The sequence below is a fragment of the Pseudomonas sp. AA-38 genome (assembly GCF_029457475.1).
Taxonomy (GTDB): Bacteria; Pseudomonadota; Gammaproteobacteria; order Pseudomonadales; family Pseudomonadaceae; genus Aquipseudomonas.
This window is the reverse complement of record NZ_CP120359.1, coordinates 1734192-1756814: the sequence shown is the minus strand read 5'-3', so window position 1 is coordinate 1756814 and position 22623 is coordinate 1734192. Positions and strand designations below refer to the sequence as shown.

The following is a 22623-nucleotide window of genomic DNA, read 5'->3' as shown; positions in this document are numbered from 1 at the left end:
GCCTCAATGACTGCGCTCGGTACGCCCACCGGAGCGCGCCAGATAGCCTGCCCCGCTCTCGCACAGCAGGGCATCGCGCTGCACCGCCGGCAAGGCATCCAGACCATCGCGCAGGGCATAGGCGCTGAAGCCGAGCTGGCTGAGCAGGAACACTGCACTGGCGCTGCGCTTGCCGCTGTCGCAGTAGCACAGATAGGTGCGCGCAGGGTCGAGCAGACGGGCCTTGAGGCGCAGCAACTGCAAGGGCATGTGCAGTGACTCCAGGGCATGGGCCTGCTCGTATTCCTCCTGCAGGCGCACGTCCAGCCACTGCCCACCCTGACTGAGCAGGCGCGAGGCCTCGCCGAGGGAAACTTCCGCCACCACGGGTGCCTTGAGCAGGGCGAAGAAGTCCTGGCGATCCAGGCGCAGCACGCTGCCGTCTTCGAGCATGGTCACCGTGGCATTGCGTGGGCGATCCGCTAACAATGCCTCTTCACCGAAGCAGGCACCCACCTCCAACTCAGCCAGCACCTGACTCTCGCTGCCGGCACCACGCATCACCTCGGCGCGGCCGCTGCGCAGGAAGAAGCAGCAATCCCCGACCTCGCCCTCTGCCAGCACCTGGCTGCCGGCCTTAAGCTCCAGAGGCTGCAGGCGCGTCAGCATGGTCTGCACATTGGCCGCTGGCACCTTGGCCAACAGCGGATTTTCCAGCAGACGTTCGAGCCACTCGATCTCCTCGCCACTCTGCCCCATGGCCAGCAGCAGATCCTCGAAACTCAGGCGCCAGGTCAGCAGACGGTTGAGCGCGCTGCTGTCGATCACCAGCACGCTGCAATCGGTCATCGCCATGGCTTCGTGCAGCCGTGGCAGGCTCGGCGACAAGGGATGGCAGCTCGCCGGGCTACCTGCCACCACGGACTGCGGCAAGCCATCGCCTTGCAAGGACAGCTCGCCGGCCAGCAGGTAATAGGTCAGGCGCGCCTGGTCGCCGCGGCGAAACAGCGACTGCCCCGCCAGCAAGGGTTGAGGCACGAGCTGATTACGCAGCTCGCGCCATTGCTGCTCGGACAATGCATTGAGCGGCGTCAGGCTGCGCAGTTGTGCCGGTGTCAGGGGTTCAGTCATCAGAAGGCGTCCAGGCTCTGCAATACAGTGTAGTCATGGTGCGAGCCGAGCGTTGCCCGCCGCCCTTGCAAGCCGCCTGTGTGCACGAAGACCAGGCGACTGCCACGCCTAAAGTAACCGTCGCTCACCTGCTGTCGCAATGCCAGCAGTGCCTTGCCGGTATACACCGGCTCCAGCAGCAGGCCGGCGTCGCGCTCCACGGCAGCCATGAAGGCCAGCAACTCGTCATCGCTGCGGGCAAAGCCACGTCGCGCGGCCTCGATCAGACGATAGCCCTGGTCATCGCACCCTGCCTCTCGCAGCAACTCGCTCACCTGCTCGGGCACGCCATAACCGGCCGGCACGGCCAGGGCGCCATGCACCGGGCGCTCGCCCTGCTCGGCCAGCACCAGCCCGGCCAGGGTGGTGCCGGTGCCTGCGGCCAGCCACCAGCCGTGGAAGTCCGCCCAGCCCAGGGCCGCCATCTGCCGCTCGACCAGGCCCACCAGCACGGCGCAGCCCTGGGCGCCGAGCAGCGCTCGCCCACCTTCGTTGATGGGGTAACAGTGCGGATGACGCGCCAGCCAGGGCGCCCAGAAGCCAGGCTCATGGCGTTTGCGGTAAGCGCCATGGCTGAGCCAGTGCAGTTGCATGCCGAGAACCTGCAGATCCCTGACCGTCGGCGTGAGCTGCGGCTCGCCGCGCAGCAGGCCGACCGTGGCGAAACCGAAACGCCTACCGGCCGCCGCCAGGGCATGCAGATGATTGGAGTGAGCACCACCTAGGCTGATCACCCCGTGCGCACCGGCCAGATGAGCTTCACGCAGGTGCGGCGCGAGCTTGAACCATTTGTTGCCGCTGATCAGTGCATCGATCAGATCCAGGCGCAGGCAGGCCACCTCGACACCTGCCGCCTGCAGCCAATCCAGACGCAGCGGTTGCAGGGGCGCCTGCGGCTGCCAGTCGATGCGTGGCAGGAGCAAGGTCAGTTGACACCCTGCAAACGAGCGCTCGCCTTGTGCCGCGAACAGCAATTGGATTCACCCAGCACGAAGCGGCTTGGCGTATCCACCCGCTCGATGGGCATGGCGCAGCGCTCACCGCCGGCCAGCAGCGCCTCGCAGGTGGGTTGCTGGTAATGCGCCAACCATTGACGATACTGCGCCTCCGTCACGAAGCACTTGGCCGCGACGTATGCCATGGGGTTGTCCTGGTAGCGGGCAATATCCTGCAGGGCGATGGTCAGGTGCCCGGCGCCGGGATGATAGGCCACGAACACCACGCCGAGCCTGGCCAGGCGCTCGAGCACCTGATCGCCACTCTGGCTGGCGATGGCATCGCGCTCGCGCTTGAGCCGTTCGATCTCCGCCTGCTGCTGGATGTCCTGCTCATTGCGGTAGGCCAGTTCGACATCGCGTATCGCCACCTGCTCCTTGTACTGGGCCACGGCTGCAGTGATCTTGGCTTGCAGCTCGGCCTCGAGCTGCGCCCGCAGAATGTCGCCCTCGGTGCGCCCATGGCGCTCCAGGGCACGCAGTTGCTGGGTCAATTGCTCGCGGCTGTGCTGATAGTTCTGCGCCTGCTCGGTCAGTTGCGCCTTGAGCCGGGCATTGAGTTCCTGCTGCTGGCGCAAGGCCTGCTGCAACTCCTGAAGCTGCGCCTGCTGACGCTTACCCTGCTCCTCGCCGGCCAGCTTGAGCCTGACCAGCTCTTCTTCATGCTGCTGGGTGAGGCTGGCGATGCGCAGACGCTGCTGCTTGATGAGCTGAGCGGTCTTGGCGCGATGCTCCTGATCCATCTTCTGCGCCAACTGTTCGGCCACCTCCTTGGCCGGATCGGGCGCATACCATTTGTCCTCGGGCGCCATCTGCAGGCGTTCGGCCTGCACCACCTGGGTGCTGTCGTCCTCGATCAGCAGGCCGAGCTGATTGCCCTTGACCGCATCGCGCAGGCGTACCAGATCGTTCTGCCCGGGCGTGAGATTGGGATCCCACAGATGCATCTGATGCCAGGACACCGCACACTGGCTGCGACAGGCCAGGCGGATAGGCCCGGCACCGAGATCCGGCCCGCGTCCGGCGCGATCGGCCAGATGCTGCAACGGGATGTTCCAGCCGGAATCGGGGCGGCCGTCCTCATCGAAATCCAGATAAAAGAACACCGCCGCCTTGACCAGCAGTCGCGGGTTGATCACCACGTAGACCATGCGCATCTGCTGATCGGCGAACTCGGGCATGTTCACCACGCCATCGAGCAAGGCCTCAAATTCGGGGTAGAGCATCTGCTTGCAGACGCCATGTTCCTTGAAGAACATCACGGCCTCTACCATCTGCGGCTTGTTCTGCATGCCTGTCGGCCCCCTCTGATGCGACTGAAACGACGCGCACGACGCCAGCGCCGGGGCAGTTCTGGCCCTGGCGCGAACGTCGTCCATGCGTGATCGGGCTAGTCTAGGGGAAAAAGTTGCAACGGCAATGTGACGCGATTGGCAGCCGGCCCGCTGGCAAGCGCTCTGCCAGCCAATGGTTAGGCCAAACTGTGACCGACTGGGCGAGACTCAGCCGCTGACTGCGCCCAGGCGTTGTGCCATCTCTGCGCCAAGGGCCTGCAGGCCACTCATGGGGCGCACCATCACCTCGAACTCGACGATCAGCCCGGTTTCGTCGAAACGGATCAGGTCGATCCCCTTCAGCTCGCGCTCGCCGACCCGCGCGGAAAACTCCAGCACCACGCTCAGGCCATCAGCCGTGGCCAGTTCACGGTGGTAGGTGAAGTCCTCGAACACCTGCAGCACGGTGTTGAGGATCAGATTGACCTTCTGCGCTCCCGGGTAAGGGGTGTGCGCCATGGGCGAGCGGAACACGGCCTGCGGGTGCAACAGCTCGGGCAAGGCGCGCAGATCTTTGGCGGCGACGAACTGGTGCCAGCGCGCCAGGCTGGCGGCGGCGGCAGGTTGCAAGAGAGTATCGAGAGGCATCGGCTTCTCCTTGTTGTTGTCCGCCCCGCACTGAGCGGGGCTCGGCTCTATCAGAGTTCGGCCGCCAGGCGCGAGCCCTGGTCGATCGCCCGCTTGGCATCGAGCTCGGCGGCGACATCCGCGCCGCCGACCAGATGCACGCGCTGGCCGGCATCCTCCAGCCCTTGCTGCAGCTCACGCAGCGGATCCTGGCCGGCGCAGACGATCACGGTGTCGACCGGCAGCACCTGCGGTTCCCCCCCGGCGATGCGGATATGCAGGCCGGCGTCATCGACCTTGAGATACTCCACCGAATTGAGCATCTGCACCTTCTTGTTCTTCAGGCCGGTGCGGTGAATCCAGCCGGTGGTCTTGCCCAGGCCGTCGCCCACCTTGGTCTTCTTGCGTTGCAACAGGAATACCTGACGCGCTGCCGGGTGCGGATGGGCCTCGATGCCCGCCACGCCACCACGCGCCTCCAGCGCGGTGTCGATGCCCCACTCCTTCCAGAATGCCTCGCGGTCGAGGCTGGTGGCCTGGCCCTGATGGGTGATGAACTCGGAGACGTCGAAGCCGATACCGCCCGCGCCGATCACCGCGACCTTCTGCCCGACCGGCTTGCGCTCGAGGATGGCGTCCAGGTAGCCGATCACCTTGGCGTGGTCGATGCCCGGAATCTCCGGGGTACGCGGGGCGATGCCGGTGGCCAGGATGATCTCGTCGAAGCCGCCGGCGACCAGATCATCCACCGACACGCGTGTGTTGAGGCGCACATCGACGCCGGTGGTTTCCAGCTTACGCTTGAAGTAGCGCAGGGTCTCGTAGAACTCCTCCTTGCCCGGCACGCGCTTGGCCACGTTGAACTGGCCACCGATTTCGCTGGCCGAGTCGAACAGGGTCACGCTGTGACCACGTTCGGCCGCGACAGTGGAGGCTGCCAGGCCGGCCGGGCCGGCGCCGACCACGGCGATCTTCTTCACCGTGGTGGTGGGGATGTAATTCAGCTCGGTCTCATGACAGGCACGCGGGTTGACCAGACAACTGGTGAGCTTGCCGCCGAAGGTGTGATCCAGGCAGGCCTGGTTGCAGCCGATGCAGGTGTTGATCTCGTCGGCGCGGCCCTCGGCGGCCTTGTTGACGAACTCCGGGTCGGCGAGGAACGGGCGCGCCATCGACACCATATCGGCATCGCCTTCGGCCAGCACCTGTTCGGCCACTTCCGGAGTGTTGATGCGGTTGGTGGTGATCAGCGGGATCGCCACCTCGCCCTTGAGCTTGGCGGTAACCTTGGTGAAGGCTGCACGCGGCACCTTGGTGGCGATGGTCGGGATGCGCGCCTCGTGCCAGCCGATGCCGGTGTTGATGATGGTGGCGCCGGCCTGCTCGATGGCCTTGGCCAGTAGCACGATCTCGTCCCAGGTGCTGCCGCTCTCGACCAGGTCAAGCATCGACAGGCGATAGATGATGATGAAGTTCGGCCCCACCGCCTCGCGCACGCGACGGACGATCTCCACCGGCAGGCGCATGCGGTTCTCGAAGCTGCCGCCCCAGCGGTCGGTGCGGTGATTGGTGTGGGTTACTAGGAACTGGTTGATGAAATAGCCTTCCGAGCCCATCACCTCGACGCCGTCGTAGCCGGCCTGCTGGGCCAGCGCCGCGCAATTGACGAAGTCGGCGATCTGCTTCTCGATGCCCTCCTCGTCCAGCTCACGGGGCTTGAACGGGTTGATCGGCGCCTGGATGGCGCTCGGCGCCACGGACTTCGGGCTATAGGCGTAACGGCCGGCATGCAGGATCTGCATGCAGATCTTGCCACCGGCCTCGTGCACCGCCTGGGTGACGACCTTGTGCTTCTCGGCCTCTTCCAGGGTGCTCAGCTTGGCCGCGCCGGCATACACGCCGCCCTCCTCGTTCGGGCCAATGCCGCCGGTGACCATCAGGCCAACACCACCCCGGGCACGCTCGGCGAAGTATGCCGCCATGCGCTCGAAACCGCCTGGCCTCTCTTCCAGACCAGTGTGCATGGAGCCCATCAGCGTGCGGTTCTTCAGCGTGGTGAAGCCGAGGTCGAGCGGGGCCAGCAGGTGCGGGTAACGAGCAGTCATGGAATTCTCCACATCGCGGTGCAGTTCACGGATCGCCGCGGTCTCATGGGCACGCGGTCGGTTATTGAGGCAGACGATAAAGAGGCCAAACGGCAGGCTCAATGATCGAAAATGACAAGATAATGATCAAAAACAACAGCCATGCTTGGCTTCAGCCACCATCCGACCTAACCTGAACGCACACACCCGCGAAAGATACCCATGCGTCGACTGATCTCCCTTTGCCTGATCCTCCTCCTGCTCGGCAGCCTCGGCGCCTATGCCTACTGGTGCGAGCAACGGCCCCAGGTTCGCTACCTGTCGGATCTGCGCAGTCATCTGGCCCTCAACCAGGGCAACCCCGGCACCGCCGGCAACCTGCTGGGCATCCAGCCCGAGCTGGTCAGCAGCGACTTGCAAAGCCTGGCGCGCCTGCGCCTGAAGCTGGCGGCCTACCTCGACCAAGCGCGCGACCTGGGCCTGCTCAACCCACGCACCGTGGTGGTCTTGCCCGAACATATCGGCACCTGGCTGTTCGCCATCGGCGAGAAGGACGAGCTGTATCAGGCACCTGACCACCAGCGAGCGCTGCAGTGGTCGGCGGCGCGCAATCCGCTGGACTTCATCCAGGCACTGCTCTGGGCAGACGGCGATGCGCGCCTGCCCGACGCCCTGCTACGCACCAAGGCCAAGCGCATGGCCCATGACTACCAGCAACTGTTCGGCGGCCTGGCGCGCGATTACGCCGTCACCCTGGTGGCTGGCTCCATCGTCCTGCCGCAACCTCAGCTCGAGCACGGCCAACTGCAGGTCGCCCAAGGGCCGCTGTACAACGTCAGCCTGGTCTTCGACAGCGCCGGCCAGCCATTGGGCCAGCCGCACCGCCAGGCCTTCGCCGCCGCCACGGCCAGCAGCCAGGCGCCAGAGGCGTTGCAGGTACTCGACACGCCGGCAGGCCGGCTCGGCATCCTGCTCGGCGGCGATGCCCGGCACATCGCCAGCCATGCGCGACAAGACGTCGAACTGCTGGTCATGCCCAGTGACATGGACGCCAACACGAACATGAGCGAATTCGGCGAACACCTGCAAGCACAGGGCATCCACGCCGGCTTGCAGGTGCACATGCGGGGGCGCCTGTGGGAACGTAGCGGCCAGGCAACAGCCCTGGCATTCGTCGACGGCCGACTCAGCCAGGGCGATGCGAGCGCTGGCGCACAACTGATCAACCTGTGGCTATGAAGGCCTCACGCGTTCGCCTGGGCGATCTTTCCGTTGGTTTCACCCTGCCGCTGGCCGCTGCGCTGAACGCCCATGGCCATGACCCGCAGCCCCTGCTGCAGCAGTTCGGCCTCGACGCCACACGCCTGAGCGAACCTCGCGCGCGGCTTTCGATCCCCCGCTTCATGCGCCTCGGCCACAGCGCCATCGCCCTGTGCGGCGAGCCGGCGCTGGGCCTGGACATGGGCCGCCACAGCCACCTGGGCCAGATCGGCCTGGCCGGCATCTGCGCCGCGCAGGCGCCCGACCTGCGCGCAGCGGCGCGCACCCTGACCCGCTTCGAGCCCCTGTACGCCGCCAACTACCGCGGCCGCTCGAGCTTTGACGAAGACGCGCGCGGTGCCTGGCTGAACTTCTACTCCATCAGCCCATACAACGCCTACAACCGCTTCGTGGTGGATTCGGTGCTGGCCGGCTGGCTGAGCAACCTGGCGCAGGTGGCTGGCCAGCCCATCGCGCCGGAGAGGGTCGAAATCGAATTCCCTGCGCCGGACTATGCCGAACGCTACGAAACCTTGTTCGGCTGCCCGGTGGAATTCGCCGCGGGAGCCAATCGCCTGCGCCTGAGCGATGAAACCCTGAACCTGCGCAACCGCCAGCATTGCCCGGGCACCTGGAACCATCTGCTGGAATTGTGCGAACGCGAACTGGATCAGTTGACCCGCACCCGCAGCCTGCGCGAACGGGTGATCCAGCTACTGGGGCCATTGTTACACGGCCACGAACCGGATCTGCAGGAAGTGGCGCGGCGCCTGCAACTACCGAGCTGGACGCTACGGCGCAAGCTGGCCGAGGAAGGCACGCAGTTTCGCACCATCCTCAACGACACCCGCCGCGACCTGGCCACGGCCTATATCCGCGACACCGAACTGGCCTTCGGCGAGATCGCCTATCTGCTCGGCTTCGCCTCGGCCGAAGCCTTCCAGCGAGCCTTCAAGCGCTGGCTCGGGCAAACACCCGGCGACTACCGGCGCGCACAACGCAGGGCCGCTGGCGGGCACCTCTAAAAACTACCTGCGTTGCCATCGCGGCGTTAAAAACAGGCTCGTGCGCGAGTCCGATCAAAATGCTCATTTACAGCGCGTAAACCCGAGTGCGGGCCCAGTGCTTTTTTCGCCTGTTTTTTGCGGGGCCGCCATCGGTATTGCGCTGCCTGCCTCGCCTAAGTTTTTAGAGGTGCCCTGGCGAGGCTCAGAGTTCAGTGGCGTCGTCCGTATCGAGCACATCCTGATCGAAGGCATCACGCTCGAGCAGTTCTTCCTGATACTCGTCCATCTGCTGTTCTCCTCGGTCATAGGGTTTGACCGATAGCAAGCTACTTTGCCTGCATGAAGACAAGATGACGGAAAGCCGCAGGCTGATCGCTGGATGAATGGCAATTAACTCCTGCCGGCTGCTCAGGATGTGCGACATCGAGAGCAGTGCATCTCACTGCGTGACCGCTATTAGTCCTCGCTGATCTCGATATTCGGCATGGTCGGTTTGCCCGCCAGGGCGATACGCGCGCCCACCTTGCGCGCCAGATCCTGATAGATCATCGCCAACTGGCTTTGCGGGTCGGCGATCACGGTCGGCTTGCCGTCGTCGGCCTGCATGCGAATGGCCATCGACAGCGGCAGGGAGGCCAGCAGCTCGACGCCATACTGCGCAGCCAGCTTCTCGCCGCCGCCCTCGCCGAACAGATGCTCGGTGTGGCCGCAGTTGGAGCAGATGTGCACGGCCATGTTCTCCACCACACCCAGCACCGGAATGTGCACCTTGCGGAACATCTCCACGCCTTTCTTGGCATCGAGCAGGGCCAGATCCTGAGGCGTGGTGACGATCACGCTGCCGGCCACCGGCACCTTCTGCGCCAGGGTCAGCTGGATGTCGCCAGTGCCCGGCGGCATGTCGATCACCAGGTAGTCGAGGTCATTCCAGGCGGTCTGGGTGATCAGTTGCAGCAAGGCGCCGCTGACCATCGGCCCGCGCCAGACCATGGGCGTGTTGTCGTCGGTGAGAAAGGCCATGGACATCACCTGCACGCCATGGGCTTCGAGCGGCACGAACCATTTCTGATCCTTCACCAGCGGACGCGTGCCCTCGGCGATGCCGAACATGATGCCCTGGCTGGGGCCGTAGATATCGGCATCGAGCATGCCCACCCGCGCACCTTCGCGGGCCAGCGCCAGCGCCAGGTTGGCGGCGGTGGTGGACTTACCCACGCCGCCCTTGCCCGAGGCCACGGCGATCACGTTCTTCACCCCGGCCAGCGCCGGCACCTGGGCCTGGCCCTGGTGCGACTCGATCAGGCAGTCGACCTGCACCCGGGCACTGTCCACGCCCTCGAGGTTCTCCAGAGCCATTTGCAGCATCTGCGCCCAGCCGTTCTTGAACAGCCCGGCGGCATAACCCAGCTCCAGGCGCACGGCCACGCGGGCGCCCTGGATGTCGACTTCACGCAGGCAACCGGCGCTGACCGGATCCTGCTCGAGATGGGGGTCGGTGAACTGACGCAGACAGGCTTCGACCGCTTCGCGGGTGACGGCACTCATGCAAGAACTCCAGAAGGCAGCAGAAAAACAGGCCGCCATCTTAACAGCAGAGCCTAGCTGCACACCTCTCACCGCGACCAAGACATAGCCGCTTTTACTTGCGGCTTGTAGCTTGCAGCTTGCAGCTTCCTTTATAGTTGCCGACTTCCCTCGTTTCCCCCGTGCAGCCGATCACCATGACCGAAGCCCGCAAGATTCTCGTCACCAGCGCCCTCCCCTATGCCAACGGTTCGATCCACCTCGGCCACATGCTCGAGTACATCCAGACCGACATGTGGGTGCGCTACCAGAAACTGCGCGGCAATCAGGCCGTCTACGTCTGCGCCGACGACGCCCACGGCTCGGCCATCATGCTGCGCGCCGAGAAGGAAGGCATCACCCCGGAGCAACTGATCGACGGCGTGCGTGCCGAGCACATGGCCGACTTCGCCGACTTCCTGGTGGACTTCGACAACTACCACTCCACCCACTCGGAGGAGAACCGCGAGCTGTCGGCGTCCATCTACCTGGCGCTGCGTGACAAGGGCCATATCGCCACCCGCGCGGTGACCCAGTATTTCGACCCCGAGAAAGGCATGTTCCTTGCCGACCGCTTCATCAAGGGCACCTGCCCCAAGTGTGCGGCCGAGGATCAATACGGCGACAACTGCGAAAAATGCGGCGCCACCTACACCCCCACCGAGCTGAAGAACCCACGCTCGGCCATCTCCGGCGCCGTGCCGGTGCTCAAGGAGTCGCAGCATTTCTTCTTCAAGCTGCCGGACTTCGAGGCCATGCTCAAGCAGTGGACGCGCTCCGGCACGCTGCAGGAGGCGGTGGCCAACAAGCTGGCCGAATGGCTCGATAGCGGCCTGCAGGAGTGGGACATCAGCCGCGATGCGCCCTACTTCGGCTTCGAGATCCCCGGTGAGCCGGGCAAGTACTTCTACGTCTGGCTGGATGCGCCCATCGGCTACATGGCCAGCTTCAAGAACCTCTGCACGCGCCGCCCAGATCTGGATTTCGACGCTTTCTGGGGCAAGGACTCGACCGCCGAGCTGTACCACTTCATCGGCAAGGACATCGTCAACTTCCACGCCCTGTTCTGGCCGGCCATGCTCGAAGGCGCCGGCTACCGCAAGCCGACTGCGGTGAACGTGCACGGCTACCTGACGGTGAACGGGCAGAAGATGTCCAAGTCGCGCGGCACCTTCATCAAGGCGCGCACCTACCTGGATCACCTGAACCCGGAATGCCTACGTTACTACTATGCCTCCAAGCTGGGCCGTGGCGTCGATGACCTCGACCTGAACCTCGAGGACTTCGTGCAAAAGGTCAACTCGGATCTGGTCGGCAAGGTGGTCAACATCGCCAGCCGCTGCGCCGGCTTCATCCACAAGGGCAATGCCGGCGTGCTGGTCACCGCCAACCCCGAACCAGCCCTGTGGGAAGCTTTCCAGGCTGCAGCGCCGAGCATCGCCGAAGCCTACGAGGCGCGTGACTTCTCCCGCGCCATGCGCGAGATCATGGCGCTGGCCGACCGCGCCAACGCCTGGATCGCCGACAAGGCGCCCTGGGCGCTGAACAAGGTGGAAGGCAAGCAGGCCGAGGTACAGGAAATCTGCGCCCTGGGCATCAACCTGTTCCGCCAGTTGGTGATCATGCTCAAGCCGGTACTGCCGAAACTGGCCAGTGACGCCGAAGCCTTCCTCAACGTACCGGCCCTGACCTGGGCAGACCTGGCCACACCGCTGGCCGATCACCAGCTCAACCCCTTCACCCCGCTGCTGACCCGTATCGAGCCGGCGAAGATAGAAGCCATGATCGAAGCCTCCAAGGAAGACCTGGCCGCCGAAGCCAGCAAACCAGCGGGTAACGGCGAACTGGCCAAGGAACCGCTGGCCGCCGAGATCAACTTCGACGCCTTCGCCGCCGTCGACCTGCGCATTGCGCTGATCGAGAAATGCGAGTTCGTCGAGGGCGCCGACAAGCTGCTGCGCCTGTCGCTGGATATCGGCGACGAGAAGCGCAACGTGTTCTCCGGCATCAAGTCCGCTTACCCGGATCCGAGCAAGCTGGAGGGTCGCCTGACCCTGTACGTGGCCAACCTGGCACCGCGCAAGATGAAATTCGGCATCAGCGAAGGCATGGTGCTGGCCGCCGGCCCCGGTGGCGAGGAAATCTACCTGCTCAGCCCGGACAGCGGCGCCAAGCCGGGCCAGCGCGTGAAATAAGCTGCAAGCTGCAAGCAAATCGGGATGCGGGCTGGCGCTGAGCGCCAGCCTGGCTTTTGCGCTTTTACTTGACGCTTGTGGCTTGTAGCTTGCCGCTGCTTCTCCCGATAATAGGCGCCCATTTCCTAAGGCCTTTGTGCATTCGACGGCAAACCGATGACCGAACTCGTCCTGATCATGGTCAGCGCCATCCTGGTCAACAATTTCGTGCTGGTGCAGTTCCTCGGCCTGTGCCCGTTCATGGGCGTGTCGAAGAAGATCGAAACCGCAATCGGCCTGTCCCTGGCGACCACCTTCGTGCTGACCCTGGCGGCCATGTGCAGCTACCTGGTGCAGCAGTACGTGCTCAAGCCGCTGGATCTGGAATTTCTGCGCACCATCAGCTTCATCCTGGTGATCGCCGTGGTGGTGCAGTTCACCGAGATGGTGGTGAACAAGACCAGCCCCCTGCTGTACCGCGTGCTGGGCATCTTCCTGCCGCTGATCACCACCAACTGCATCGTCCTCGGCGTGGCCCTGCTCAACGCCAACAAGGCCGAGTTCACCTTCGTCACCGCCACCGTCAACGGCTTTGCCGCCGGCCTGGGCTTTTCCCTGGTACTGGTGCTGTTCGCCGCCATGCGTGAGCGCATCGCCATCGCCGACGTGCCGAAATCCTTCCAGGGCGCGGCCATCGGCATGATCACCGCCGGGCTGATGTCGCTGGCGTTCATGGGCTTTTCCGGGCTGATCAAGCTATGAACCTGGTTCTGGTCGCCGTCCTTGCCCTGCTCGCGCTGTGCCTGATCGCCGGCGCCATCCTCGGTTTCGCCGCGGTGCGCTTCAAGGTCGAGGGCGACCCCATCGCCGAGCAGATCAACGCCCTGCTGCCGCAGACCCAGTGCGGCCAGTGCGGTTACCCCGGCTGCAAACCCTACGCCGAGGCCATTGCCGGCGGCGACAAGATCAACAAGTGCCCGCCTGGCGGCGAGGCGACCATCCAGGCGCTGGCCGACCTGCTGGACGTCGAGCCCGAGCCGCTGGATGCGGTGGAAGGCGAGAAGCCGCAGATGGTCGCCTACATCCGCGAAGCCGAATGCATCGGCTGCACCAAGTGCATCCAGGCCTGCCCGGTGGATGCCATAGTCGGTGCGGCGCGGCAGATGCATACGGTGATCGCCAGCGAATGCACCGGCTGCGACCTGTGCGTCGAACCCTGCCCGGTGGACTGTATCGACATGATCGAAGTTGGCAGCAGCGTGCAAAGCTGGAAATGGGACAAGCCGCTGCCACCCGGCCAGTTGATCGCCAGTGACCGGGAGCAGGCGGCATGAGCGCGTTGGCCAAAGAAAGCATGAAGATCTGGGACATCCCTGGTGGCATCCATCCGGCCGAGCGCAAGGAACTGTCCAACCGCACGCCGATCCAGCCTGCGCCGCTGCCCAAGCGTCTGGTATTGCCACTCGGCCAGCATATCGGCGCTGCTGCCGAGCCCTGCGTGGCCGTCGGCCAGCGCGTGCGCAAGGGCGAGAAGATCGCCAATGCCAACGGCTTCGTCAGCGTGCCGCTGCATGCGCCCACCTCCGGCACCATCGCCTTTATCGGCGAACAGCCTTATCCGCACGCCTCCGGCATGCTGGCGCCGGCCATCGTCATGGACAGCGATGGCCTGGACGAGTGGATCGAGCTGGCACCGCATCCCGACTACCGCAGCCTTGAGCCCGCCGAACTGCTGGCGCTGATCGGCGAGGCCGGCATCAACGGCCTGGGCGGCGCCGGCTTCCCCACGGCGGTCAAGCTCAAGGCGCGACCAACGCAGAAGATTCACACGCTGATCATCAACGGCACCGAGTGCGAGCCCTATATCACCGCCGATGACCTGCTGATGCGCGAACGCGCCGCCGAACTGGTGGCTGGTATCGAGGTGCTCGCCCATCTGATCCAGCCCGAGCAGGTGCTGATCGGCATCGAGGACAACAAGCCCGAAGCCATCGCCGCCGTGCGCGCCGCCTGCGCCGGGCACGACTATCAGGTACGGGTGTTCCCCACCAAGTACCCGTCCGGTGGCGAGAAACAGTTGATCCAGATTCTCACTGGCGTGGAAGTGCCCAGCGGCGGCCTGCCTGCCGATATCGGCATCCTTTGCCAGAACGTCGGCACCTGCGTGGCCATCCACGATGCCGTGCTGCTGGGCAAGCCGCTGATCTCGCGCATCACCACCCTTACCGGCGAAGCGCTGGCGCGTCCCGGCAACGTCGAGGCACTGATCGGCACGCCAGTGGGCGAACTGCTCACCTTCGCCGGCCTGGATCAGGGCAAGCTCAACCGCCTGATCATGGGTGGGCCGATGATGGGCTTTACCCTGCCCAGCCTCGAGGTGCCGCTGATCAAGACCAGCAACTGCCTGCTGGCCAGCAGCGCAGCCGAACTGCCGCCGCCAGCGCCAGCCATGCCCTGCATCCGCTGCGGCGAGTGTGCCCAGGCCTGCCCGGCCAGCCTGCTGCCGCAGCAACTGCATTTCTTCGCCCTGGGTCAGGAGCACGAACAGCTCAAGGAACACAACCTGTTCGACTGCATCGAGTGTGGAGCCTGTGCCTACGTCTGCCCGTCGAGCATCCCTCTGGTGCAGTACTACCGCGTGGCCAAGGCGGAAATCCGCGAGCTGGAGCAGAAGCAGCTCAAGGCCGAGCACTCCAAGCAGCGCTTCGAGCAACGCCAGGAACGCCTGCGCCGCGCCGAGGAGCAGAAGGAAGCCGAACGCAAGGCCCGCGCCGAGAAAGCCGCACGCGCCAAGGCCGCGCAAGCCGAAGCCCCTCCTGTAGCGGCGGCTTCACCGGCGGACGAAGCGCTGAAGAAGCTCAAGATCGAAGCCAGCATGGCCCAGGTCGCGTTGAAGAAGGCTGAAAAACAGCTTGCCGCCCACGACACGCCCGAGCTGCAGGCACAGGTCGCCGAGCTGCGCGCCGCCGCCGAAGCCGCACAAAAGGCGCTGGCCGATGCCCAGGCGACAGCCCCTGCCCCAGCGCCCAAGCCTGCCGGTGACGAAGCCTTGAAAAAAGCCAAGATCGACGCGGCCATGCTCAAGGCGCAATTGCGCAAGCTGGAAAAGCTCGAAGCCCCCGACGACGAACAGCAGGCCGAGATCGCCCGTGTGCGCCAGCAGTTGGAAGCCGCCGAGAAATCCCTCGCCGAACTGGACAGCCAGAAGCCCGCTGTCGCCACCAAGCCAGCCGGCGACGAGGCGCTGAAAAAGGCCAAGATCGAAGCCGCCATGCTCAAGGCGCAACTCCGCAAGCTGGAGAAGATCGAAGCCCCGGACGACGAACAGCAGGCCGAGATCGCTCGTGTGCGCCAGCAACTCGAAGCAGCTGAGAAGTCCCTGGCAGAACTGCAGAACCAGGCGCCTGCGCCGGCTGCCAAACCCGCGGGCGAAGAGGCGCTGAAGAAAGCCAAGGTCGAACTGGCGATGAAGCGCGCCGAACTGAAGAAGGCCGAGAAGGCAGGCAGCGACGAAGCCGCATTGCAGCCGCTGCGTGATGCCCTGGCCGCTGCCGAGCAGGCCCTGCATGCCGCCGAGGCGGCCTCCGGCAAGCCAGCGCCGGAGCTGGTGCGCACTGAACGCCCCGGCGTGAATGCCGAACTGAAAGCCCTGAAAACCGAAGTGGCCTTTGCTCGTGCCGATCTGCGCAAGCTGGAGCGGGACGACAACGCCGCCGCCGATGCGCTGGAGCAGGCACGCACGCGCCTGGCCGAAGCCGAACGCAAGCTGGCGGAATACCAAACCTGACAATTTTCCCGGATTGCATCCGGGCTACATAAAGATACCCGCCGCGCCGGAGTAGCCGGGCGGCACAGACAACCGTAGCCCGGATGCAATCCGGGGAATGCACAACGCAGTATCAGCACCACCGGAGCGCCGATGGCCCTGCCCCGCATCACATCGCCCCACGCCACGGGCAGCAATCGTACCCAGCAGGTCATGCTGCAGGTGCTGCTGGCCTGCGTGCCGGGCATCCTCGCCCTGACCTGGCTGTTCGGCGTCGGCACCCTGTTCAACCTGGTCTGGGCCAGCCTCTGCGCCCTGGGCTTCGAGGCGGCGCTGCTGGCCGCGCGCCAGCGCCCGATCGCCTTCTTTCTCAAGGACTACAGCGCCCTGGTCACCGCCGTGCTGCTGGCCCTGGCCCTGCCACCCTATTCGCCCTGGTGGCTGACGCTGATCGCCTGCGGTTTCGCCATCAGCCTCGGCAAGCAGCTCTACGGTGGCCTTGGGCAGAATCCGTTCAACCCGGCGATGGTCGGCTACGTGGTGGTGCTGATCTCCTTCCCCGTCGACATGACCAGTTGGCCCGCGCCACACGCCGTCGCCGCGCTGGATGGCATCAAGCACATCCTCGGCATCGCCAACCTGCCGGATGGCTGGGCCCAGGCCACCGCGCTGGATGCGCTGAAGGTCAACAAGAGCCTGACCATCGACGAGCTGCATGCCAGCAATCCGGCCTTCGGCCGTTTCGGCGGCGCCGGCAGCGAAGCGGTCAATCTGGCCTTTCTCGCCGGCGGCCTGTACCTGCTGCACAAGCGCCTGATCACCTGGCATGCGCCGCTGGGCATGCTCGCCGCGCTGTTCGCCATGAGCCTGCTGTTCTGGAACGGCAGCGGCTCGGATTCCAACGGCTCGCCGCTGTTCCACCTGCTGACCGGCGCCACCATGCTCGGCGCCTTCTTCATCGTCACCGACCCGGTCTCCGGCGCCACCAGCAATCGCGGGCGCCTGGTATTCGGTATCGGCGTCGGCGTGCTGGTCTACGTGATCCGCACCTGGGGCGGTTACCCGGATGCAGTGGCCTTCGCCGTGCTGCTGATGAACCTGGCGGCACCGACCATCGACTACTACACCCGGCCGCGCAGCTACGGCCACCGCAAGCCCAACAGCGGCTTCAAGCTGGGAGAATGAGCATGCTGCCGGAAATCAGCCGCTCGATGTTGAAGAACGCCCTGGTGCTTGGCCTCTTCGCCATCGGCACCGTCGGCACCGTCGCTCTGCTGCAACAGGGCACCGCCGAACGCATCGCCAAGGCCGAGCGCGAAGCCCAGGTGCGCGCCCTGGCCGAGATTCTGCCGGCCGGCAGCTATGACAATCACCTGCTGGACAACCGCATCGAGCTCAACGCTCCCGAGCTGGGTCACCGCAGCCCGCAGTCGGCCTACCTGGCACTCAAGGGCGGCCAGCCCAGCGCGCTGATCCTGCCGGTGACCGCGCCGGACGGCTACAGCGGCGCCATCCACCTGCTGGTGGGTATCTTCGCCGACGGTCGCCTGGCTGGCGTGCGCGTGCTCAGCCACAAGGAAACCCCAGGCCTGGGCGACAAGATCGAGCTGGCCAAGAGCGATTGGGTACTCGGCTTTACCGGAAAATCCCTGCACAACCCCGGCGAAGATGGCTGGGCGGTGAAGAAGGATCGCGGCGACTTCGACCAGTTCGCCGGCGCCACCATCACCCCGCGTGCCGTGGTCAAGGCCGTGCACGGCGCCCTGCGCTACTTCGACACGCACCGCGCCCAACTACTGGGCCTGGCGGAGGACGAACGATGACCAGCTACCGCGACATCACCCTCAACGGCTTGTGGAAGAACAACCCGGCGCTGGTGCAACTGCTCGGCCTCTGCCCGCTGCTGGGGGTAAGCAACTCCACGGTCAACGCCCTCGGTCTGGCGCTAGCCACCACGCTGGTGCTGATCTGTTCCAACACCGCCGTATCGCTGGTGCGTGGCGTGGTCAATACCGCCGTGCGCCTGCCGGCCTTCGTCATGATCATCGCCGCGCTGACCACCTGCATCGAGCTGCTGATGCAGGCCTACACCTACGAGCTGTACCAGATCCTCGGCATCTTCATCCCGCTGATCACCACCAACTGCGTGATCCTCGGCCGCGCCGACGGCTTCGCCGCCAAGCACGACCCGGCCCGCGCCGCCTATGACGGTCTGATGATGGGCCTGGGCTTCGGCGCGGTGCTGGTGCTGATCGGCGCCATCCGCGAGTTGCTCGGTACCGGCGCACTGTTCGCCAACATGCACCTGCTGTTCGGCCCCATCGCCGCCGACTGGAAACTCACCCTGGTGCAGGATTACAAGGGCTTTCTGCTGGCCATCCTGCCGCCGGGTGCCTTTATCGTCCTGGGCCTGCTGATCGCCGGCAAGAACCGCCTCGACCAGATCGCCGCCGAGCGGGCCAAGGCCGCCGCACCTGAAGTGCCTGCACAGAGCCGCCGCGTGCGCGTTACCGGGGTGATCGAATGATGGCTGCAAGCTCCAAGCGCCCCCTGAGCTGAGACGCCCTTCTGCTTTTACTTGTAGCTTGTAACTTGAGGCTTGTAGCTCCCCTATGAACGCCGCCAAACGCCTGGAAATCTTCCGTCGCCTGCACGAGGACAACCCCGAGCCGAAGACCGAGTTGGCCTACAGCACGCCCTTCGAGCTGCTGGTGGCGGTAACGCTCTCGGCCCAGGCCACCGACGTCAGCGTCAACAAGGCCACGGCCAAGCTGTTTCCGGTGGCCAACACACCGGAGGCCATCTACGCCCTGGGCGTCGAGGGTTTGAGCGAGTACATCAAGACCATCGGCCTGTACAACAGCAAGGCGAAGAACGTCATCGAGGCCTGTCGCATCCTCATCGAGAAACATGGCAGCCAGGTGCCGGACAACCGCGAAGACCTCGAAGCCCTGCCCGGCGTCGGCCGCAAGACCGCCAACGTGGTGCTCAACACCGCCTTCCGTCAGCTAGCCATGGCGGTGGACACGCACATCTTCCGCGTCAGCAACCGCACCGGCATCGCGCCCGGCAAGAACGTGGTGGAGGTGGAGAAGAAGCTGCTCAAGTTCGTGCCCAAGGATTATCTGCTCGACGCCCACCACTGGCTGATCCTGCATGGGCGCTACGTTTGCACCGCGCGCAAACCGCGCTGTGGCGCCTGCCGTATCGAAGATCTGTGCGAGTACAAGGCCAAGACCTCCGACGATTGATCGGATATAGAATCCAGCGATCATCTGATTGAAAAAATCTTTTTTACCCGCTCATTTTTTGTCGCTATAAGGTGCGCAAATGGCCCTGGTAGCTGGCCTGGAGTGAAAAATGAGCACAGACAAAGAAGACCTCGAGCTGGACGAAGACTTTGTCGCGGACGATGCAGACGATGCCGAGCCTGCGGTGGAAGTCGCCAAGACCAACCTAACCAAGCGCCGCATCATCGACAACTTCCTCGAAGAACGCCGCCTGCACAAACAGCTAGCCGAATATGACTTCGATATCTGAGTATCGAATCGTACGGAAAGAGCCCCGCGACTTGCGGGGCTTTTCGTATCTGTCGATCAGTCGCGGCGCGACGGCGAAAGCAACTCGATCTTGTAACCGTCCGGATCCTCGACGAAAGCCAGGATGCTGGTGCCGTGCTTCATCGGTCCCGGCTCACGGGTGATCTTGCCGCCGCGACTGCGAATGTCCTCGCAGGCCTTGTAGACGTCCTCGACCTCCAGGGCGATATGGCCGTAGCCGGTGCCGAGCTCGTAGCTGTCCACCCCCCAGTTGTAGGTCAGCTCGATCACGCTGTTGTGCGCCTCGTCGCCATAACCGACGAAGGCCAGGGTGAACTGGCCGTCCGGATAATCCTTGCGCCGCAGCAGAGTCATACCCAGCACTTCGGTATAGAAGGCGATGGACTTGTCCAAGTCGCCCACGCGCAGCATGGTATGCAGCAGTCTCATCAGGTTTTCCTCTTCTGGAAAGCAGAACCCCGGCACTTGGCCGGGGTCCTTGTGAGGCAAGAATTTCAGCTTAGCAGGCCGTTGAAAAACGTAGGCGAGGCAGGCAAGACAAGGCAAAAACGGCCGAAAAAGCGCAGTTTACGAGTTGTAAATGAGCATTTTGAGGCCGTTTTTAACGCAGTATTGCCAACGCAGGTAGTTTTTCAACAGCCTGTTAGACCAGCTTGCGGCCCTTGCCGGCAGCGATGCGCATACGCAGGGCGTTGAGCTTGATGAAGCCCGCCGCGTCCTGCTGGTTGTAGGCGCCGCCATCTTCCTCGAAGGTCGCGATGTTGGCGTCGAACAGCGAATCGTCGGACTTGCGGCCGGTGACGATGACGTTGCCCTTGTACAGCTTCAGGCGCACCACACCGTTCACGTTGGCCTGGGAAGCGTCGATCATCTGTTGCAGCATCAGACGCTCCGGGCTCCACCAGAAACCGTTGTAGATCAGGCTGGCGTATTTCGGCATCAGTTCGTCTTTCAGGTGCGCCACTTCGCGGTCGAGGGTGATCGACTCGATGGCGCGGTGAGCCTTGAGCATGATGGTGCCGCCGGGGGTCTCGTAGCAGCCACGGGACTTCATGCCGACGAAACGGTTCTCGACGATATCCAGACGGCCGATGCCGTTCTCGCCACCGATGCGATTCAGCTCGGCCAGCACCTGCGCCGGGGTCATCGCCTTGCCGTCGATGGCAACGATGTCACCGCCCTGGTAGCTCAGCTCGATGTAGGTGGGGGTGTCCGGCGCCGCTTCCGGCGACTTGGTCCAACGCCACATGTCTTCTTCATGCTCGGTCCAGGTGTCCTCCAGCACGCCACCTTCATAGGAGATGTGCAGCAGGTTGGCATCCATGGAGTACGGCGACTTCTTCTTGCCGTGGCGCTCGATCGGGATGGCGTGCTTCTCGGCGTAATCCATCAGCTTCTCGCGCGACAGCAGATCCCACTCACGCCACGGCGCGATGACCTTGACGCCCGGCTTCAGTGCATAGGCGCCCAGCTCGAAACGCACCTGGTCGTTGCCCTTGCCGGTGGCGCCGTGGGAGATGGCATCGGCGCCGGTCTCGTTGGCGATCTCGATCAGGCGCTTGGCGATCAGCGGACGGGCGATGGACGTACCCAGCAGGTACTCGCCTTCGTAGATGGTGTTGGCACGGAACATCGGGTAGACGAAATCACGCACGAACTCTTCGCGCAGGTCGTCGATGTAGATTTCCTTGACGCCCAGGGCCTGGGCCTTGGCGCGAGCCGGCTCGACCTCCTCGCCCTGGCCGAGATCGGCGGTGAAGGTCACCACTTCACAGTTATAGGTATCTTGCAGCCACTTGAGGATCACCGAGGTGTCCAGGCCACCGGAATAGGCCAGAACTACCTTTTTGACGTCCGCCATGCCATCACTCCACGGGTTGTACGGTAAAACCCGTGATTCTACTGGCCAAGCGACCCAATTTACAGGGGCGCGACACAGACTGTGTGAAAACTACTGCGCTCGGCCATGCTGCGTTAAAAAACGGCTCAAAATGCTCATTTACAACTCGTAAACTGCGCTTTCTCGCCGTTTTTTGCCTTGCCTGACCTTCGCTCGCTACGTTTTCACACGGTCTGTACCGGCAGAGTTGACGAAGCGACGCCAAAGCGCTTCAGGACGGCTGGCTGCCGGGGGGATCGGCCGGTGTCGGGGCCGGTGCACTCTGCTGCGGCGCCTCGGCCGGCGGCACACGGTCCAGACGCAAGGTCGCCCGGCGATTCTTCGCGCGATTGGCCTCGCTGGTGTTCGGCACCAATGGATAACGCTCGCCATGGAAGCGCACGGTGATCTGCTCGACGGGAATGCCATGGGCCTTGAGGTATTCCTGCACCGCCAGCGCGCGCCGCCGCGACAGGTCACGATTGGTCAGGCGGTTGCCACTGTTGTCGGCGTGGCCGTCGATCTGGAAGCTGTTGATGGTCGGGTCGGCCTTGACGAAGTCGAGGATGATATCGAGCTTGGCCTTGGCCATCGGGTCGAGGTCGATACCACCGCCGGGAAAGCCGATCTGCGCCAGGCGGATCTGGTCGAAATTCACCGGCAGCAGCTTGGCGGTGCAGGCCTCGTAGTCCTCGTAGGCCTTGTGGAACTTCACCGGCAGCAGACGCACTTCCAGCCTGTCACCACCATTGAGGGTGCGATGGCGCACCACCGGGCTGCGCCCCTCCAGCAAACCGGTAAGCAGGCGTGCGCCCTGCTCCTGCGAACTGTTGAACGGCACCTCGCCGCTGGCGACGCTGACCATGCCGAGGTTGATGTCGCCACGCCCCGGCTGCCAGGGCGCCGCCGCCGCCAACAGGGTCGCCGAGCCGTTACCGAGCCAGCGTTCGCGCACCTTGAGGCGGAAGGTGACCTGCTCGCCAGCCCGGCGCACGAACTCGCCACTGCCGAAATTGCTGATCGGCTGGCTCAACCGGCACTCGAACTTGTCGCCCTCGACCGTCCACTCCACCTTCTCCAGCCGCGTCTGGAAGCTGATGGCATGCGCCGGCAGGCACAGGGGCATGCCGGCCAGCAGGCTGATCAGAAGGTAATTGGGCGCACGCACGGTCGACTCCACGGCGGTTCACGGCATTCTCACGGGGTATCGGTCAGGCGCGCGGAAACTTGACCCCCTGCGTGCGATTGTCGCGCTGGCGCGAGCGCGAAGCGGCGCTTTTCAGGT

21 protein-coding genes are annotated in these 22623 nt (G+C 64.4%); 11 read left to right on the top strand and 10 right to left on the bottom strand.

Annotation, left to right across the window (positions count from 1 at the left end; all coding sequences use genetic code 11):
• Positions 1 to 3 precede the first annotated feature (3 nt).
• The 5 genes from PVE35_RS08065 to PVE35_RS08045 all read right to left on the bottom strand — a co-directional run bounded on the left by PVE35_RS08065 (position 4) and on the right by PVE35_RS08045 (position 6150).
• The gene (locus PVE35_RS08065) at positions 4 to 1110 is read right to left on the bottom strand and encodes a cyclic nucleotide-binding domain-containing protein (protein ID WP_268182591.1); all 1107 of its coding nucleotides are present in this window, start codon (positions 1108 to 1110) and stop codon (positions 4 to 6) included.
• Entirely contained in the window at positions 1110 to 2072 is a 963-nt protein-coding gene (locus PVE35_RS08060) for a pyridoxal-phosphate dependent enzyme (protein WP_268182590.1), read from the bottom strand. Before PVE35_RS08060 ends, PVE35_RS08065 begins: the two co-directional genes overlap by 1 nt.
• A 2-nt stretch (positions 2073 to 2074) precedes the next feature.
• Positions 2075 to 3436: a chromosome partitioning protein ParA gene (locus tag PVE35_RS08055; RefSeq protein ID WP_277374319.1), complete on the bottom strand. Its 1362-nt coding sequence runs from the start codon at positions 3434 to 3436 to the stop codon at positions 2075 to 2077.
• Between the two features lie 210 nt (positions 3437 to 3646).
• The gene (locus PVE35_RS08050) at positions 3647 to 4066 is read right to left on the bottom strand and encodes a nuclear transport factor 2 family protein (RefSeq protein ID WP_277374318.1); all 420 of its coding nucleotides are present in this window, start codon (positions 4064 to 4066) and stop codon (positions 3647 to 3649) included.
• 50 nt (positions 4067 to 4116) lie between these two features.
• Entirely contained in the window at positions 4117 to 6150 is a 2034-nt protein-coding gene (locus tag PVE35_RS08045; RefSeq protein WP_277374317.1) for an NADPH-dependent 2,4-dienoyl-CoA reductase, read from the bottom strand.
• Positions 6151 to 6351: 201 nt separating this feature from the next.
• Here PVE35_RS08045 and PVE35_RS08040 point away from each other — a divergent pair, with 201 nt between their 5' ends.
• Positions 6352 to 7368, top strand: coding sequence for a carbon-nitrogen hydrolase family protein (locus PVE35_RS08040; RefSeq protein ID WP_268182582.1), 1017 nt, complete (start codon positions 6352 to 6354; stop codon positions 7366 to 7368).
• Entirely contained in the window at positions 7365 to 8414 is a 1050-nt protein-coding gene (locus PVE35_RS08035; protein ID WP_277374316.1) for an AraC family transcriptional regulator, read from the top strand. Before PVE35_RS08040 ends, PVE35_RS08035 begins: the two co-directional genes overlap by 4 nt.
• Before the next feature lie 184 nt (positions 8415 to 8598).
• Here the strand turns inward: PVE35_RS08035 and PVE35_RS08030 are convergent, their stop codons facing one another.
• Together PVE35_RS08030 and apbC are read right to left on the bottom strand one after the other, a co-directional pair.
• Positions 8599 to 8820, bottom strand: a complete 222-nt coding sequence (locus PVE35_RS08030; RefSeq protein ID WP_277374315.1) for a hypothetical protein — start codon at positions 8818 to 8820, stop codon at positions 8599 to 8601.
• 32 nt (positions 8821 to 8852) lie between these two features.
• Positions 8853 to 9941, bottom strand: a complete 1089-nt coding sequence (apbC, locus tag PVE35_RS08025) for an iron-sulfur cluster carrier protein ApbC (RefSeq protein ID WP_277374314.1) — start codon at positions 9939 to 9941, stop codon at positions 8853 to 8855.
• Positions 9942 to 10117: 176 nt separating this feature from the next.
• On the opposite strand from apbC, the gene metG reads away from it, so the two are divergent.
• The 9 genes from metG to PVE35_RS07980 all read left to right on the top strand — a co-directional run bounded on the left by metG (position 10118) and on the right by PVE35_RS07980 (position 19439).
• On the top strand, positions 10118 to 12154 hold the full coding sequence (gene metG / locus PVE35_RS08020) for a methionine--tRNA ligase (protein ID WP_268182573.1): 2037 nt from the start codon (positions 10118 to 10120) through the stop codon (positions 12152 to 12154).
• 156 nt (positions 12155 to 12310) lie between these two features.
• On the top strand, positions 12311 to 12895 hold the full coding sequence (rsxA, locus tag PVE35_RS08015; RefSeq protein WP_277374313.1) for an electron transport complex subunit RsxA: 585 nt from the start codon (positions 12311 to 12313) through the stop codon (positions 12893 to 12895).
• Complete coding sequence (rsxB, locus tag PVE35_RS08010; protein ID WP_277374312.1) at positions 12892 to 13467, top strand: electron transport complex subunit RsxB; 576 nt, start codon at positions 12892 to 12894, stop codon at positions 13465 to 13467. Before rsxA ends, rsxB begins: the two co-directional genes overlap by 4 nt.
• Positions 13464 to 15920: an electron transport complex subunit RsxC gene (gene rsxC, locus PVE35_RS08005; protein WP_277374311.1), complete on the top strand. Its 2457-nt coding sequence runs from the start codon at positions 13464 to 13466 to the stop codon at positions 15918 to 15920. Before rsxB ends, rsxC begins: the two co-directional genes overlap by 4 nt.
• A gap of 132 nt (positions 15921 to 16052) precedes the next feature.
• A complete protein-coding gene (locus PVE35_RS08000) occupies positions 16053 to 17084 on the top strand; it encodes an RnfABCDGE type electron transport complex subunit D (RefSeq protein ID WP_277374310.1) in 1032 nt (343 codons plus the stop codon).
• A gap of 2 nt (positions 17085 to 17086) precedes the next feature.
• Positions 17087 to 17722 carry an electron transport complex subunit RsxG gene (gene rsxG / locus PVE35_RS07995; protein ID WP_268182563.1) on the top strand — a complete coding sequence of 212 codons (636 nt, stop codon included), beginning with the start codon at positions 17087 to 17089 and terminating at the stop codon, positions 17720 to 17722.
• Positions 17719 to 18426, top strand: a complete 708-nt coding sequence (locus PVE35_RS07990; RefSeq protein WP_277374309.1) for an electron transport complex subunit E — start codon at positions 17719 to 17721, stop codon at positions 18424 to 18426. Before rsxG ends, PVE35_RS07990 begins: the two co-directional genes overlap by 4 nt.
• An 85-nt stretch (positions 18427 to 18511) precedes the next feature.
• Entirely contained in the window at positions 18512 to 19150 is a 639-nt protein-coding gene (gene nth, locus PVE35_RS07985; protein WP_003245598.1) for an endonuclease III, read from the top strand.
• A gap of 109 nt (positions 19151 to 19259) precedes the next feature.
• Positions 19260 to 19439: a hypothetical protein gene (locus tag PVE35_RS07980; protein WP_004423730.1), complete on the top strand. Its 180-nt coding sequence runs from the start codon at positions 19260 to 19262 to the stop codon at positions 19437 to 19439.
• Between the two features lie 56 nt (positions 19440 to 19495).
• On the opposite strand, the gene gloA is transcribed toward PVE35_RS07980, so the two are convergent.
• From gloA to PVE35_RS07965, 3 genes are all read right to left on the bottom strand, one after another.
• On the bottom strand, positions 19496 to 19888 hold the full coding sequence (gloA, locus tag PVE35_RS07975) for a lactoylglutathione lyase (protein ID WP_277374308.1): 393 nt from the start codon (positions 19886 to 19888) through the stop codon (positions 19496 to 19498).
• A 214-nt stretch (positions 19889 to 20102) separates the two neighbouring features.
• Positions 20103 to 21320, bottom strand: coding sequence for an argininosuccinate synthase (locus tag PVE35_RS07970; protein WP_268182555.1), 1218 nt, complete (start codon positions 21318 to 21320; stop codon positions 20103 to 20105).
• A 250-nt stretch (positions 21321 to 21570) separates the two neighbouring features.
• Positions 21571 to 22464, bottom strand: coding sequence for an OmpA family protein (locus PVE35_RS07965; RefSeq protein ID WP_277374862.1), 894 nt, complete (start codon positions 22462 to 22464; stop codon positions 21571 to 21573).
• Positions 22465 to 22623 lie beyond the last annotated feature (159 nt).